The sequence below is a fragment of the Bradyrhizobium sp. genome, from assembly GCF_049586575.1.
Classification (GTDB): domain Bacteria; phylum Pseudomonadota; class Alphaproteobacteria; order Rhizobiales; family Xanthobacteraceae; genus Bradyrhizobium.
The window spans coordinates 1-2,280 of the sequence record NZ_JBAVCF010000514.1 but is presented as its reverse complement, the minus strand read 5'-3'; the positions used below and the strand labels follow the sequence as shown (position 1 = coordinate 2,280).

Annotated in this window: 2 protein-coding genes; one reads left to right on the top strand and one right to left on the bottom strand. The window is 60.7% G+C overall.

Annotated features, from left to right (window positions below; all coding sequences use genetic code 11):
• Positions 1–473: EAL domain-containing protein (locus tag WB528_RS19485; protein WP_423890029.1), on the top strand; the 473-nt coding region annotated here is incomplete at its 5' end.
• 57 nt (positions 474–530) lie between these two features.
• Here WB528_RS19485 and WB528_RS19480 read toward each other — a convergent pair.
• A partial coding sequence (locus tag WB528_RS19480) for a carbamoyltransferase family protein (RefSeq protein ID WP_423890028.1) occupies positions 531–2,280 on the bottom strand: 1,750 nt, incomplete at its 5' end.

Sequence of the window (2,280 nt, the reverse complement as noted above, 5' to 3'; positions counted from 1 at the left end):
ACCTGGTATCGGTCGTAATCAACGCATTGGCCACTGCCCGTCTTCCCGCCACGCGTTTGGAACTTGAAATTACCGAAGCCACACTGATGCACAACGCCGAGTCGGCGGTCTCAACCTTGCAACAGCTTCGTGCGCTCGGCGCGCGGATCGCAATGGACGATTTCGGCACGGGCTACTCGTCGCTCAGCTATCTGCGCAAGTTCCCGTTCGATCGGCTCAAGATCGATAAATCTTTTATCGTCGAAGCGGACACGAACGCCGACAGCGCAGCGATCGTCCGCACTGTCGCAGCGCTTGGAAAAGCATTGGGAATCGAAACGACGGCCGAGGGGATCGAGACCGTCGAGCAGCTCGAGATGGTGCGGCGCTCCGGATGCACCGAGGGCCAGGGCCATCTGATCGGCCGCGCGCGTTCCGCCGGCGAGGCACTGAAATTTATTGCGGAAAACGAGCGCGTGGTGACGGCCGCCTGATGGGTGCTGGCCGCTAAATTTTCGCGCAGCCAGCCTGGCTCTGCAGCTTGCCCGCTATCAATCGTCGATCGCCGGACTCGCCATATCCTCCTCCAGCACCTTGCCAACCTTTTTCACCACCATGTAGCCCTCGATGACCAAAAGATCGATATTGGTCGAGATGAAGCAACGGATGGCATCTTCGGGCGTGCAAACGATCGGCTCCCCGCGCACGTTGAATGAGGTATTGAGCACTATCGGAACGCCGGTCCTACGGCGGAATGCCTCGATCACTTTCCAGAACGGTTCGTTCTGCGTGCGCTCGACTGTCTGTATCCGCGCTGTGCCGTCAACATGGACCACGGCTTTGGCATTCTCAGCGCCGAGCTTTCTCGCCGGCACCACGAATTCCATGAAATTGGACCGTAGCACGCCGGACATGTCGAAATAGTCATCGCTCAGCTCGGCGAGGGCCGCTGGTGCAAATGGCCTGAATTCTTCCCGCAGCTTGACTCGCACGTTGACGACGTCGCGCATCTCGTCGGTGCGCGGATCGGCCAGAATACTGCGGTTTCCCAGTGCCCGCGGCCCGAATTCCATGCGTCCCTCGAACCAGCCGACGACCTTGCCCTCCGCCAGCGCGTCGGCGACCGCTTCCTCGACGTTGTCAAGCTTATGATACGCGAGCTTTCCGGCGTGGTTTTCGAGCGCTTCGACGACTTGATTGCCGCTGAACGCGGGACCGAGGCTCATGGTGCGCACCTGCGCGTCCGGCGGTGGCTGCCGCAGAATGTCGTGGTAGACATATTGCGCCGCGCCGACGCTTGCTCCGTCGTCACCCGACGCAGGGAAGACGTACGTTTGCTTGAACAGCCCGGAGCGGGCGAGCCTGCCGGTCATCACTACATTCAAGGCGACGCCGCCAGCCAAGCAAATCCGCTCAATGCCGTATTTGGCCTTCAGATAAGCCATTCGATCGAGCATTGCGTCTTCGAAGGATTTCTGTAACGCCGCCGCGATATCCATCTCGCGTCTTGTCACAGGACCGCCGGTCGCGCGCGCGGGCCCGAGAAGCTCTTCCATGTATGCGCTAAAGTCGGCGCGCACCAACTTGGTCGTGAGGCAGCTTCCATCCGGCTGTTGCTCGATCAGTTCCGCGAATTCTTTGGCATAGGTCTTTGGGTCGCCGTAGGATGCAAGTCCCATCACTTTGTATTCGCCGTCGAGCGGCTTGAAGCCCAGATAGGCGGTCATCATCATGTAGAGCATGCCGAGCGAGCCCGGTAGCAGCGTCTCTTCGAACACCTTCAATCCGTCCAGCCCGCCGAGCGCGAAGATCGAGCTCGATTTCTCGCCGAACCCGTCGATGGTGAGCACGCCGCTCTCGCGATAGCCCGACGAATAAAAGGCGGACGCAGCATGGGCCAAGTGATGCGGTACGAAATGGATCTCGGCGCCGCCAATCCGCCCGTCGAACAATTCAACGATCTCGTCGGCGATCCGCTCATTGGAGACGGTGCCGGCATAGACCGCATTGTAGGCATCGATGACGCGTTGCCGAATCTCCGGAACGAGGTGCGGTTGCATCGCCGCAATCCGCTCGCGCAGAGCTTCCTCGGAAAAGTCGCAATAAAATGCGATGTGCTTGGCGTCCTCGAACGAGGCACCGACTTGGCGGAAGCAGAACTCAGCCGCCTGCCGCGGACCTAGGGTCCTGCCGCCGCGCGCGGTCGCGTGCTTGAGTCGGCAGAACCGCTCCTCCGCGGCGGCAGCGACGAGTTTGCCGTTTTGCAAAATTGCGGCTGCGCTGTCATGCCCGACCCCGTCG